We start from the raw sequence: 12,789 nt of genomic DNA on the forward strand, positions 1-12,789 counted from the left end.
CCCCTACTCGTCCAGAGCGGCGGTCAGCCGCACGAAATCCTCGACGGAGAGCGTCTCGGCGCGCGCCGTCGGCGCGATACCGCAGGCACCGAACGCCGCGTCGAGCGCGCCCTTGTCGAAGCCGGACGACGACATGGAGTTCCGGATCGTCTTGCGGCGCTGGGCGAACGCCGCGTCGATCACGGCGGAGACGGAGACTGCGGGGTCGGCGCCCGGAACCTGCGCCAGCGCCTCCCCGCGCGCGGGGTCGCGCTCGAGCCGCACCACGGCTGAGTCCACGTGCGGCGCCGGCATGAAGCAGCGCGGCGGGACCTCGAAGCGGCCCGTCACCCGCGCGAGCAGCGCGAGCTTCGCGGTGTAGCCGCCGTACGCCTTGGTCCCGGGGTGCGCCGCGATGCGGTCGGCGACCTCCTTCTGCACCATCACCACGGCGCGCTCGAGCGCGGGCATCGTCTGGAAGAACTGCAGGATGATCGTGGCGGCCACGTTGTAGGGGAGGTTCGCCGCGAGCACGGTCGGCTCCCCGTCCGTCACCTCGGCGATGCGCGCGGGGTCGACCTTCAGCGCGTCGCCCATGATGTAGCGGAACCCCTCGTGCTCGAGCGCATGCGTGCGCAGGACCGGCTCGAGCTCCGGGTCGGCCTCGATGGAGGTCACGCGCGCGGCATCCTGCAGGAGCGCCAGCGTCAGCGTGCCGATGCCCGGCCCCACCTCGAGCACGCGCTCGGTGCCGTCGAGCGCGGCGAGGTCCATGATCTTCTCGATCACATGGTTGTCGACCAGGAAGTTCTGGCCGAGCCGGTGCTTGGTGGCGAGCCCGTAGGTCTCGAGCAGGGCGCGCGTCGCGCCCGGGTTAGCCAGCGGCGATGTCGTCATCGTGCTCCAATCGGACGGGCGCGCGGGCCCGCAGACGGATCGGGGAAACCGGGGGCGGGCGCCGAGAGGTCCCGGCCCCGCCCCCGTATTATCGCCCCGACCGCGCGCCGCGAGGGCCGCGGCGGCAAACCTCTGTGAGACCGCCAGATACGACCGCGTCGGACCGGTGAGCGCCCCGTGCGTACGCAGCGGACAGTTCGCGGCAGGAGCGCACAGCGGAACGACTCGTACCCGCCCCGTGCGCACGCGGCGGGCCAGCCGACACGGCAGGGCGACCGCCCCGCACGGGAGCGCCCGGGGCGCTCAGCGACAGGCCGGCGGTCACGACCGGTAAGCGCCCCTAGTTGACGAAGAGGTGCATGCGCTTGTCGAAGTACGCCTTGTTGACGAAGATCATGGCCACTGCGAAGAACAGCCCCGAGAAGGAAGCCGGGTTCATGAGAAGCGTGCCCATCATCAGGGATTGGATCACGATGTAGAGGAGCTGCACGCCGATGATGGCGCCCATCAGCACGTAGTAGTGCATCGGTCCGACGCGCCTGAACGCGGCGAGCTCCTGGCGCACCACGATGCACATCACCGCGAGCGCGCAGAACAGCACGGCGAAGACGGCGTTGAAGACGGTGAACAGCACCCATTCGCCGGGAACGTACCCGTACGCTGCGGCGAACGACGGGAAGAGGTCGCTGACGAAGGTGAACGCCCCCTGTGCGAGCTGGAACGTCGTCACCGCGAGCAGCAGCGCATTCAAGAAGAGCTGGACCCAGATCACGAACTTGTACCACTTCATGGGCGGCTCGGCCGCGACGGCCGGATACGGCGCCCCGGCGACGGGCTGCTGCGGGTAGGCGACGGGCGCCTGCTGGGCCGGCGCCTGCTGGGCCGGCGCCTGCGGGGCGAAGCCCTGCCCCGGAGCGGCCGCAGCGGGGGATGAGGGCGCCTGGGCGACGGGCTGCGCGGGCGCGGCGAATCCGGCATCCGGAGCCGGGGACGCGCCGGATGCGGGCGCGGAAGGCGCGGCGGAGGGGACATCGGGAGCGGCGAGCGCGGCGCCGCAGATCGGACAGAAGCGCGCGGTGTCGGCGACCTTCGCGCCGCAGGAGGAACAGAACATCGGGACTCCTTTCACCATGGCTCCCGGGGGCTGCGCCCGGGTCGCGGTACCGCCTTCCATGGTAGCCGCCCAAAACACGTCCGCTGTTGCGCAACAGCGGACGGGGCGGCCGCCGCGCGCCGGCTCCCGCGGAGCACGGCGAGGGCGACCGCCCCGAACGAGGCGCTATCGGATTCGATACCCGGTGTCCGTCCGGGCGCGGGGACGCTAGTCAACCAGACGCGGGAACAGGGCCTCGCCCTTCTCCACGGGCGCGCCGCCGGCCAGCCCGCCCCACACGCAGGCGGCGACCAGGTCGTCGCACCCCGCCTCATCGGCGCAGGAGATGCGGCGCAACGCCTCGGCGCTCGTGCTCGGCATGAACGGGGCGAGCAGGTGCGCGGAGATACGGATGGCCTCGAGCAGGTTGTAGATCACGAAGGCGAGCTCGTCGGCGCGCGTCGGGTCCTTGGCGAGCGCCCAGGGCTCGGAGTCCTCGATGTAGTGGTTCGCCGCATGGATGAGCTCCATGACCTGCGCCGCCGCCTCGCCGTACGCGAAGGAGCCCATCTTGTCGGCATAGCGCCCGGCAAGGCCGTCGGCCGCTTCCGCCAGCGGGTTCGGATACGCGGCGACGTCCGCGGGCTTGGCCGGGGCACAGCCGTCGAAGTACTTCGCGCTCATGTTGAGCGAGCGGGAGACGAGGTTGCCCCAGCTGTTCGCCAGGTCGGCGTTGTAGACCTGCTTCATGCGGCCGAAGGAGATGGCGCCGTCGGAGCCGGGGACCACGTCGGTCATGAAGTAATACCGGTAGCCCTCGACGCCCATGAGCTCGATCACCTCGCGTGGGGCGATGGCGTTGCCGCGGGACTTGCTCATCTTCTCGGCCTTGCCGGTCTCCTCGTTGCGCACGGTGAGGAAGCCGTGGGCGAAGACGTGCTCGGGCAGCGCCTCGCCGATGGCCATGAGCATGGCGGGCCAGATCACGCAGTGGAAGCGGATGATGTCCTTGCCCACGATATGGGTCTGCGCGGGCCAGCGGTAGGCGAAGTCCTCGCGGGCCTCGGGCGCATCGACGCCGTAGCCCACCGCGGTCATGTAGTTCAGCAGCGCGTCGAACCACACGTAGGTGACGTGCCCGTCATCGAAGGGCACCGGGATGCCCCAGTCGAAGGTGTTGCGCGACACGGAGAGGTCCTGCAGGCCGCCGGCGACGAAGGTGCGCACCTCGTTCATGCGGAAATCGGGCTGGACGAACTCCGGGTGCTCGTCGTAGAGCGCGAGCAGGCGGTCCTGGAACGCGGAGAGCTTGAAGAACCAGCTCTCCTCCTGGATACGCTCGAGCGGGCGGCCGCAATCCGGGCAGAGGTGCTCGCCCTTGGTGCCGCGCTCCTCGTCGGCCTTCTCCACCTGGGTCTCGGTGAAGTAGGTCTCGTCGGGCACGCAGTACCAGCCGTCATAGCTGCCCTTGTAGATGTAGCCCGCCTCGCGCATGCGCTCCCACAGGTACTGGACGGCGTGCTTCTGGCGCTCCTCGGTGGTGCGGATGAAGTCGTCGTTGGAGATCTCGAGCTCCTCCCACAGCTCATGGAACAGCGGGGCCTGGGAGTCGCACCACTCCTGCGGGGACAGGCCGTGCTTCTCCGCGGCCTCGGCCACCTTCTGGCCGTGCTCGTCCATGCCGGTGAGGAACTTGACGTCATAGCCCGTCGCGCGGCGGAAGCGCGCCTGGACGTCCGCCATGATCGTGGAGTAGGCGGTGCCCAGATGCGGCGCGGCGTTCACGTAGTAGATGGGCGTGGTGATGTAGTAGGACGGCTTGGTGTGCTCCATGGAGGCAGTCCCCTTCGTGCTCGATGCGGTCAAACAGGCTGGATATGCAGTCAATCCGCCATTCTAGCGCATGCGGGGTGCGTCGACCATACGCAACGGCGGGCAGACGGCGCCCCGAGCCCGTGAGACGCCCCCTAGGCTTCCCCGTCCTGCTCCTGCGCCTCGAGCACCAGGGCGTACACCTCGCGCTTGCGGCGGGAGTACTTCTGGGCGAGGCGCTTCGCCAGGGCGCCCGCGGACTCCCCCTCTGCCAGGCCGCAGGCGATGTCGCGCTCGAGCGCCGCGGCCGCATCCTCGGCGGAGGGGGCGGCGAAGGCCGCGCCCGGCAGCTCGCCGGGCGCCGGGGGCGCGACCACGACCACCATCTCGCCGCGCATCTCGCCGCGCTCGCGCACGCGCTCGAGCAGCGCGGGGGCGGCGTCGCGGAGGACCTCCTCGTGGAGCTTGGTCAGCTCGCGGCACAGAGCCGCCTCCCGTGCGGGGAACACCCGGGCGATGGCCTCGAGCGTCGCCTCCACGCGGTGCGGGGACTCGTAGAACAGCAGCGCACCGGGGACTCCGGCGAGCTCGCGCAGGCGCCGCTCGCGCTCCCCGGGGCGACGCGGCAGGAAGCCCTCGAAGAAGAAGTGCTCGCACGGGATGCCGCTGGCGACCAGGGCGGTCACGCAGGCGGAAGGACCGGGGACCACCTCGACGTCGACCCCCGCGGAGCGCGCCGCGTCGACGAGCACCTGGCCGGGGTCGGAGACGCCCGGCATCCCCGCATCGGAGGCGAAGGCGAGCGTCTCGCCCGCCAGCAGGCGGTCCACGAGCTGCGGGGCCCGCGCCGCCATGACGTTCTCGTCGCAGCGGACGAGCGGGCGCGAGATCTCGAGGTGCGCGAGCAGCTTCGTGGTGACGCGCGTGTCCTCGCAGCAGACCGCATCCGCCGCGCGGAAGGCCTGCGCCGCGCGCGGCGTGATATCGCCTAGGTTCCCGATCGGCGTGCCCACGACGTACAGGCGGCCGGCGCCCTCCCGTCTCTCCATGGCTAGTCGATCATCGCGCGCTCGAGCGGGGCCAGCGCGACCCGCGCGTCCCACGAGGGGATGCGCTTCTCCGTCTTCCAGGTCTGGAAGAACCAGCCGGCCGCCTCGGCGAAGCTCGCCAGCTCGCTCGAGATGAACACGCGCTCGTAGGCGGCGCGGCCCTCGGGGGTCACGCTCGAGCTCGACAGCACCGCGGCGGCGGACCACTCGCCCACCAGCACCGGGAACCCGCAGGAGCGGGCCGTGCGGATGAGGCGCCGGTTGCGGGTGACGGCCTGGGAGATGCCCTGGGGCGAGGTGATGTCCACCGCGGTGTCGTCGCGGTAGTGGTACAGGTGGACGTCCATGCACACGTTGCGGTACTTGGAGCCGCTCATGAAGCGCTTCCACATCTCGGGATGGCCGGAGGCGGAGAACACCACGAGCTTGTCGTCGCCCATGCGCGCCCGCACGAGCTCGTAGGCGTCGCGGTAGTAGTTGCGCAGGTAGTGGCTGGGGATGCCCTCGGTCATGTTGAACAGGCCGCGCCGCACGCTCATCACCGGCGAGTCAAGAAGCTCGATGCCCAGCAGCGCGTCGTGGGAGCCGTAGCGCTCGGCCAGGTTGTCGAGGACGTTCAGCGCGACATGGCGGCCGTTGCTCGTGGAATGCCAGTCCGCGGCGGTCTCCGGGGTCGTGGCGCCCTCGTTCGAGTCCCCCTGGCCGCCCGGGACGGTCGCCAGGTCGAGCAGGACGCGCATGTCGTATTTCGCCGCCCACTCCATCGCGCGGTCGACGTAGTCGATCGCGGGGATGTGCGCGAGGGAGTCGCCCTGTGAGCCGAAGACGTGCCAGGGCACGGGCAGGCGCACGGCGTTGAAGCCGATGGCCGCCATGCGGTTGAAGTCGAACTCGCTGACGAAGGTCTCGTAGTGGCGGCGCAGGCGCTCGCTGTACTCAGCCGAGCCCAGGACCTGCTGCAGCTCCGTCTCGTTCGTCGCGCCGGTGGCGGCGAACAGCGAGGGCGTGACCCAAGGCTCCAAGATGAACCAGCCGGACAGGTTGACGCCGCGGATCCTCTCCTTCAGACCTGACATGGGTGGTACCTCCCCTGTAGCGCCGCGCCGGGCAGCCGCCTCGCGACATGATCCCGGCGGATACGAAAAAAGCGCCCGACGTGCTCACGACGGACGCTTTCAACATCAAATGGTGGCCAGAAAGGGATTCGAACCCCTGACACGAGGATTTTCAGTCCTCTGCTCTACCAACTGAGCTATCTGGCCGTTCCTGTCGCGAACGACAGCTCGTACAGTTTAACAAATCACCCCTTCGGGTCAAGGGGAATCTTGAAAGAATTTTCGCGCGCTCCCGGACGGCCCGCGGGCGACGGCGGGCGGGGCCGCTGTCCGTGAGGACGGGAACGGCATCACACGAGGCGTATCACCTCATCGGGCAGCTCCACGCAGGCCACCAGCGTGCCGCCGATGCCCTCGGCGTATCTTCGGAGCGTGTCGATGCGCGCCGAGCCGATGTCCCCGTGTTCGAGCTGGGATATCCGCTTCTGGCTCACGCCCATGCGGGACGCGACGTCGCGCTGCGTGAGGTCGCAGCGCTTCCGCGCCTGCGCAAGCGTGTGCGCGCGCACCTTCTCTTCGGTCGCCTGACGCGCGCGCTCGACCTCGGCCTCCGAGACCCCGCGCTCCCGAAGATACTCATGGATATCCATCGGCACCACCCATCCGTTCGATATGGCACCGGTACCGCCTCTCGGCGATCGGGATATTCCTCCGGTACCATCCGCCCCACTTCCGTCTCGACGTGCCGTCCGCCTTGTCGCCCGCCACGAGCAGAACCGCCCTGCGGTCGGGATCGAACGCGAACAGGATCCGGACCCGCCTACCCGGAGGAGAGACGGGACGCAGCTCCTTGAGGTTGTGGACCCGCGACCCGTGGATCCTGTCCACCAGCGGCCTCCCCAACGTCGGCCCCTCGCGTTCGAGGCTTTCGATTGCGGCAGCGACGCCCGCGACGGTCCTGTCATCCTGCGCGTCAAGCCAGGTAACGATATGGTCGATGAGAACTCGGTATCCCATATCTCCTCAAATCCATACCGTATATATTCTATAGTACTCTATATACGGTATATCTCAATAGGGGAAATCATCTTGATACACCCAGCCTCCAGCGAGGCCGGTGCGTCCTATCGGCACCTTTTGCTCGCCGCGTGCCGCTCTTCCCGGACGGCCCGCGGGCGACGGCGGGCGGGGCCGTCAGAATCCGTGCTCCGCCCCCACCGCCCCGTTCGTCGACGGAAGCTCGGTACCGCCTCGAGACCCGCGACCGTGCTACGCGGCTTCCCCGCGCGACGGAGTGGCCCGCTCGAGCACCGCGGCGGCCCCGGGGCAGCGCACGGACCGCCACGGACCGACCCCCTCCACGAGGCGGAGCACCCTCCCCTCCCGGTCGACGAACGCGATGTCGAGGGGATAGCGCATGAAGCAGGTGTGCACCGATGCGCAGCGGGGGAAGGCCATGACGAGGGGTTCTCCCTCCACCGTCTGGGGACGGCGCACCGTCATGCCGAGCAGCCGGTCGAGAAACCGCTCGGCGACGTGCAGGCGGGCGGGCCGCCAACCCAGGGCGCAGAGGGCGCGCTGGAGTCCCACGCCGCCGATGGAGGACGGGCGCACCTCACATCACCGCCCCGGGCCGCCACGGATCGACCGTCACCGACCGCTCATGGGACAGAAGCGCCGGCGCCCCGAGGTCGGCCCCCGCGATCGAGAGGCCGCTCGGCCAGGGCGCGTAGCGCATCGTGCACCGATAGGTGCGCAGCCCCCCGACGAGCGAGAGCATCGACCCGTCGGCGGCCGCGTCCTCGCACGTCACCTCGATCTCGAGGTCGTAGCCCTCCATCGCATCGCCCAGATGGGACTCCACGGCATCGACCGCAGCCATGCCGCCGTCTCCCTCGGGGCTCACCCCGTGGGCGAGCACGATATCGGGCGCCACGCGGTCGAACCGCGCGACCGCGGACGCGAAGGACATCGTGTTGAACACGATGAGCGCCAAGACGATGAGCACGGGCGCCGTCACGGCCATCTCGACGGTCGCCTGCGCCGCATCCCCGCCCAGAACCCGCGCGCAGGCAGTAAACCCGAAGGCGCCCGACCCCGGGGCCCGGCGAAGGCGAGGCGGGCGTGCCGCCACGCGAGGACCCGATGCGCCCGCGCGCCCGCCGGGCGTCCCGAACCCGGTCACGACCCCGCCCCCGCGACATCGCGCAGCCTGATCGTGAGCGGGATGGAGCCTCCGCCGGGCAGGGGGATCTCGGCGATGGTGAACTCCATCGACGCTAGGTACTCCCCCACCTGGTACCCGACCGCCTGGAAGATCGCCTCGGGATCGGTCGTCCCGAGCGGCAGCGCGCGCAGCATCCCCTGCACGTCCGCGAGCCCCGCCATGCCCGAGCGCTCGATGACCTGCGCGGAATCGGTGAGCACCGGCTTCTTGAGGCTCAGGTCCACCGGTTCCAGCCCGAGGGCGCCGATCAGGTCCGCCAGCCGGTCGGAGAGCCAACGGGCGATCGGGCCGGCGCCCATGGCCTCGACGTCTCCCACGAGCCCGTCCATGGCCTGCTCCAAGCCGGCACCGAGGTCCCCGTATGAGACGAGCAGGGACCCCCAGAGATCCATGACGCCGCCCACGAGACCCACGACGCCGTCCTCCCCCGCGCGCTCCTCGAGGCTTGAGAAGAACGACGAGAGCACGTTGTTCTCGCGCGTCGCCGCATCGGGCGCGAGCGCCGCCGCGGACACCGCGCCGCGACGGCCGAGCTCGGCGGCATCGTTGAACGCGGTGTCGAGCTCCTCGGGCGAGGAGGCCTCGCCCGACACCGCGAGCGCCACGCAGCCGAAGCGCCCGGGCGGCGCGATGCGCGGGCGCTTGGAGGCGAGGACCTCCAGCGCCTCGCCGAAGGCGTCGCCGGCCGATCCCGCCTCCTCTCGCGCTCGCTCCTCGAGCTCCAGCTCCCGGTTGCGGCACCCCGCGTAGTCCTCGAGCGCGAGGGTGAACTCGCGCAGGTGGTATTCGAACCCGTTGTCGATCGAGGTCGACGCGGCGGGAGCCTTCCCCACGTCTCCCACATCGAACCGGCATGTGGGGCACTGTCGGGCGCCTCCCCCCTCCAGGGCGGAGAGCGGCAGGGACGCCGCCGCGCCGCCGGTGGCCCCCGGGCAGTCCGCCCCGTAATGCAGGGTCAGGCCCTCCGGCTCCATGGACGCGGGCCACACCGCCTCGGTGAACAGCTCCGTCCGCCGCACCTCCTCCGTGTTCCGCGGCAGAAGGGGCACCGTCGACTCGAACCTGCCCCCGCTCTCCCCGACCTCGGCGCGCTCCATCTGCTCGCAGGCGAACCGGTAGAAGGCCAGGCGCGCCGCGGAGTCCGCGCGCTCCTCGACGGAGCCGTCCTCGGGCCGCTCGTGGTCGCGCCGCCAGCGGTAGTATGCGCGGGCGCGCTCGAGCGCCACCGCCGGCTCCCAGGTGATGCTGGACGCGTAGTCGGGGTTCTGCGCCGCGGGGAGCCCCGTGAGGCTCGCCGCCCGCTCCTGCATGCTCCTCCCTGCGCGGCCGCAGTCCGCGATCCACGCACGCTCCTTCGCGGCAGCCGTCTCCTCCGATGCGCGGGCGAGCTCCGACGCCGCCGCCTCCAGATCCGAGGAGGCCTCCTCGAGCCCCGACGTGTCGACGCCGGCGCCCTCGAGGGCGGGGAACTCGGACGCGGAATCGCGCGGGACCGCCAGCGCGATCCCCGTGTACGAGAGCTCCTCGGTGGATTGGCCCGCGCACAGGCGCGCGGCGTTCGCGCCGACGAGATAGGGCAGCGACCCCTCGAGCGCCTTCAGCCCCTTCGAGGCGGAGGCGGCGAACCTGTTGCGCGCATCCAGGATGCGCATCCCCGCATCGACCGCCTCGGCCCCCGCGGCGCTCGCCGGGGGCACGAGCAGCCCCACGAGCCCCACGCCGGTCGTCACGAGCCCCGCGAAGCCGAGGCTCGCCACGCTCGCATCCACCACGGTCGCAGCGGTCGAGTAGGACGCCACCACGTTGGCGCCCGCGAGGGCGGCCGCGTCCGCGCTCACCTGGACGTCGCCCGCCCGCGACATGCTCCACACCGCCGTCACCGACGAGAACAGCAGCGCGAGCACCACCAGGATCGTCACGGCCGCGGCGAGCGTCGTGTACGCCCCGTCCTCGATGAACAGGTCGATCCCGCACCGCGGGACGCGCTCACCCCCACATGGCGACCCACTCCCCGTAGTCGCCCTCGAGCCAGCCCGGTCTCCCCTCATAGCTCACGGTCACCTCCAACAGCACGTCCCCGCTTGCATTCGTCTCCCCGAGCGCGGAGGCGAACGCCCCGATCACGGGCAGCGGACGCACCGCCCCCGAGATCGTGACCTCGACCCCGCGCGGCGCCCCCGCGCCCCCATCGCCCGCACCCGCCCGCACGACCTCCACCTCCCATGAGAGCGGTCCGCCCGCGTGGAAGATCGAGACGTCGGGCACGGCGGCGAGGCGGCGCAGCGCGAACGCCCGCATGGCGTCGGCGTCCGCGGAGGTCACCGCCAGCCGAGCGGTCTCGGCCGCGGCGGACTCCATGATGCTGCGCGTGTAGAGCACGCACACCGGCTGGAGCGCCAGCAGGATGAGCGTGAGGAAGGTCGGCAGCAGGAACGCGGCCTCGACCGTCGCCTGCGCCATCTCGTCGCCCAGCCCCTCAATACAGCGCGATATCGAGCGGCCCCGTCCCTGCCAGCGCATGGGACGCCGCCTGCTCGATGAGCCGCGCGAGCGTCCCGTCCTCGCCGGCGCGCCACAGCGCCGCGAGCGCGACGGCGACCGCCGCGAGCGCGGCGACCGTGAGGGCGTACTCGAGCGATGCCTGCGCCGCATCCTCCCGCACGGATGCCCGCAGGCGCCCCATCGGTCCCGCAGACCCATCCCGTCCCCCCGATCTCACAGGTCCTCCCTTGCCAGGCGCGCCACCCGGACCTCCGTCCGCTCGGCCGCCTCCGTCGTCGACACGTGCACCACGTCCACCCAGCCCCGGGAGTCGCGCACCACGGCACCCCACACGTTCCCCTTGAGGTCCAGGTACCCGCTCACCGCGAGCGAGGCGGTGGGGACCGCGCGGTAGGCGCTCAGGACCTCCGAGGCGGGGCCGGGCAGGTCGCCCGGCACCTCCCATGCCACGGCGGCGGGCCCGCCCCCGTCCCGCGCACCCCGCTCCAGGTCGGCGAGGAAGCGCTCGGACGAGGACGGGGCGGCTGGGGCGAGGACGGACGGCGCACCCTGCTCCGGGACGGCGCCGCCCCCGCCGCCGGCGCCCCCATCCGCCTCGGGACGGGGCGTCAGCACCCACGCCGCCGCGGCGACGAGCACGCACAGCGCCGCCAGCGCGAGCATCCCCCGCCCGCGCCCCCTCACAGGCTGTTGATCCCCGAGGCGATCGCGTCCCACAGCTCGCCCACCTTGTCGCGGAATGCGATGATCGCCAGGATCGCGATCACCACGAGCACGCCGACCAGGATCGCGTACTCGGTCGTCCCCTGCGCGCGCTCCTCGCGCAGCAGCCGCCCCGCAGCGCGCAACCCGTCCCTCATACGAACCGCCGAACCCATCTGTACCTCCTTAGATCATGCCGCCGGCCGCGAGCAGCGGGCCGACGATCGACAACAGCAGCGCGGGCAGGATGAGCGTGCCCGTCGGGATGAGCATCTTGACCGGCGCCTGCTCGATCCTGCGCTCGACGGCCGCCCGGTGCGCGGCGCGCATCTCGCGCGCCTGGCGCGCGAGGGTGTCGGCCAGCGGCGCGCCCAGCTCGTGCGCCTGCGCCACCGCGGCGGAGAAGGACTCCAGCTGCCGCACGCCGGTCTCCCGCGCCACCGCCGACAGGCCCTCCTCCCGCGTCTCCATCCCCATCTGCCAGCTCAGACGGGCCCGGGCCATGCTCGACGCCAGCGGGCCGGGCGCCTGCTCGCAGTACATCCCGAGCGACGCGTCGAACGAGAGGCCCGCCGAGAGCCCCAGGCGCACCACATCCACCATCTCGGCGACCTCGCCCAACCCGACGCGGCGGCCGCCCGGCGCGCCGGGGCGGGCTCCGCACCGCGACGGGCGAGCCGCGACCTCCCGCACCCGTGCCGCCGCGGCTCGCAGCCGACGGACGAGCCGTCCCGCATCGACGCCCGGCGCGAACCACGCGAGCAGCGCGACCGACGCCCCGATGGAACCGATCAGCATCCGGTCGTTCACGGCATCCACCTCCTCAGAGCTCCACATCCATGATCTTGCGGATCGACCCCCATGCCACGGCGTTGAGCGCGAGCGCGACCGCCACCGAACCCGCCCCCGCGGGCGTCGCGAGCCCGGAGCGGAAATCCGGCGAGAGAAGGGACAGCAGCGCCGTCATCGCCATGGGCATGCAGGCCACCATCCGCGCCGACATGCGCGCCTGGGACGTCTTCACATCGAGTCTCCGGCGGAGCTCGATGCGCTCGCCCACGGAGCGCGAGGCCTCGGCGAGCAGCTCCCCCAACGGGGCGCCGGTGCGCTGCGAGACCTTCAGGGCGAGCACGACCAGGTCGAGTCCCGGTGCGCGCAGGCGTCCCAGCATCGCGTCGAGGGCCTCCACGGCCGGCACGCCGCAGTCCACCGCGAACGACACGCGCATGAACTCCGTGCGCACCGGCTCCTCGGCATGGCTCCCCACGTAGCGCATCGCCTGCGGCAGCGAGTACCCCGACCCGAGCGAGACGGCGAGCGCCCCGAAGGCCTCGGGCATCGCCTCCTCGAGCCTCGCGCGCTCGCGGCGCCGCCGGGCAGCCCCGGCCGCAGCGACCCCCGCCGCGGGGAGCGCGAACCCGATCGGCGCGGCGGCGACCGAGCCCGAGACCGCGCAGGCCGCCGCAGCCGAGC

Annotated in this window: 16 protein-coding genes and 1 tRNA gene; all 17 read right to left on the bottom strand. The window is 71.6% G+C overall.

The genetic code is table 11. The features are described from left to right. Positions 1-3: 3 nt before the first annotated feature. Complete coding sequence (rsmA, locus tag PHA29_RS04240) at positions 4-876, bottom strand: 16S rRNA (adenine(1518)-N(6)/adenine(1519)-N(6))-dimethyltransferase RsmA (protein ID WP_270848267.1); 873 nt, start codon at positions 874-876, stop codon at positions 4-6. A gap of 340 nt (positions 877-1,216) precedes the next feature. Continuing rightward, positions 1,217-1,990, bottom strand: coding sequence for a zinc ribbon domain-containing protein (locus PHA29_RS04245; RefSeq protein ID WP_270848268.1), 774 nt, complete (start codon positions 1,988-1,990; stop codon positions 1,217-1,219). Positions 1,991-2,197: 207 nt separating this feature from the next. Next, on the bottom strand, positions 2,198-3,802 hold the full coding sequence (metG, locus tag PHA29_RS04250; RefSeq protein WP_270848269.1) for a methionine--tRNA ligase: 1,605 nt from the start codon (positions 3,800-3,802) through the stop codon (positions 2,198-2,200). Between the two features lie 134 nt (positions 3,803-3,936). Then, the gene (gene rsmI / locus PHA29_RS04255; protein ID WP_270848270.1) at positions 3,937-4,830 is read right to left on the bottom strand and encodes a 16S rRNA (cytidine(1402)-2'-O)-methyltransferase; all 894 of its coding nucleotides are present in this window, start codon (positions 4,828-4,830) and stop codon (positions 3,937-3,939) included. A 2-nt stretch (positions 4,831-4,832) separates the two neighbouring features. Beyond that, entirely contained in the window at positions 4,833-5,906 is a 1,074-nt protein-coding gene (locus PHA29_RS04260) for a glycoside hydrolase family 5 protein (protein ID WP_270848271.1), read from the bottom strand. Positions 5,907-6,016: 110 nt separating this feature from the next. Continuing rightward, positions 6,017-6,092: transfer RNA gene (locus PHA29_RS04265), tRNA-Phe, on the bottom strand. Positions 6,093-6,235: 143 nt separating this feature from the next. Next, complete coding sequence (locus tag PHA29_RS04270) at positions 6,236-6,535, bottom strand: helix-turn-helix domain-containing protein (RefSeq protein WP_270848272.1); 300 nt, start codon at positions 6,533-6,535, stop codon at positions 6,236-6,238. Continuing rightward, a complete protein-coding gene (locus PHA29_RS04275; RefSeq protein ID WP_270404318.1) occupies positions 6,522-6,902 on the bottom strand; it encodes a type II toxin-antitoxin system RelE/ParE family toxin in 381 nt (126 codons plus the stop codon). The genes PHA29_RS04270 and PHA29_RS04275 overlap by 14 nt, the downstream gene beginning before the upstream one ends. A gap of 252 nt (positions 6,903-7,154) precedes the next feature. After that, positions 7,155-7,499: a DUF192 domain-containing protein gene (locus PHA29_RS04280; protein WP_270848275.1), complete on the bottom strand. Its 345-nt coding sequence runs from the start codon at positions 7,497-7,499 to the stop codon at positions 7,155-7,157. Position 7,500: 1 nt separating this feature from the next. Beyond that, entirely contained in the window at positions 7,501-7,911 is a 411-nt protein-coding gene (locus tag PHA29_RS04285; RefSeq protein ID WP_270848276.1) for a hypothetical protein, read from the bottom strand. 155 nt (positions 7,912-8,066) lie between these two features. Beyond that, complete coding sequence (locus PHA29_RS04290; RefSeq protein ID WP_270848277.1) at positions 8,067-10,160, bottom strand: hypothetical protein; 2,094 nt, start codon at positions 10,158-10,160, stop codon at positions 8,067-8,069. After that, positions 10,099-10,632, bottom strand: a complete 534-nt coding sequence (locus PHA29_RS04295) for a TadE/TadG family type IV pilus assembly protein (protein WP_270848278.1) — start codon at positions 10,630-10,632, stop codon at positions 10,099-10,101. The genes PHA29_RS04290 and PHA29_RS04295 overlap by 62 nt, the downstream gene beginning before the upstream one ends. After that, positions 10,589-10,831, bottom strand: a complete 243-nt coding sequence (locus PHA29_RS04300) for a hypothetical protein (RefSeq protein ID WP_270848281.1) — start codon at positions 10,829-10,831, stop codon at positions 10,589-10,591. The genes PHA29_RS04295 and PHA29_RS04300 overlap by 44 nt, the downstream gene beginning before the upstream one ends. After that, the gene (locus PHA29_RS04305) at positions 10,828-11,277 is read right to left on the bottom strand and encodes a hypothetical protein (protein WP_270848282.1); all 450 of its coding nucleotides are present in this window, start codon (positions 11,275-11,277) and stop codon (positions 10,828-10,830) included. The genes PHA29_RS04300 and PHA29_RS04305 overlap by 4 nt, the downstream gene beginning before the upstream one ends. 17 nt (positions 11,278-11,294) lie before the next feature. Then, positions 11,295-11,474 carry a Flp family type IVb pilin gene (locus PHA29_RS04310; protein ID WP_270575585.1) on the bottom strand — a complete coding sequence of 60 codons (180 nt, stop codon included), beginning with the start codon at positions 11,472-11,474 and terminating at the stop codon, positions 11,295-11,297. Positions 11,475-11,502: 28 nt separating this feature from the next. Continuing rightward, positions 11,503-12,153, bottom strand: a complete 651-nt coding sequence (locus PHA29_RS04315) for a type II secretion system F family protein (RefSeq protein WP_270848283.1) — start codon at positions 12,151-12,153, stop codon at positions 11,503-11,505. Then, positions 12,140-12,789, bottom strand: a 650-nt coding sequence (locus tag PHA29_RS04320; protein ID WP_270848284.1) for a type II secretion system F family protein, incomplete at its 5' end; no start/stop codon positions are given. The genes PHA29_RS04320 and PHA29_RS04315, both read right to left, overlap by 14 nt.

Origin of the sequence: Candidatus Collinsella stercoripullorum, assembly GCF_027669965.1 — a bacterium.
Lineage (GTDB): Bacteria > Actinomycetota > Coriobacteriia > Coriobacteriales > Coriobacteriaceae > Collinsella > Collinsella stercoripullorum.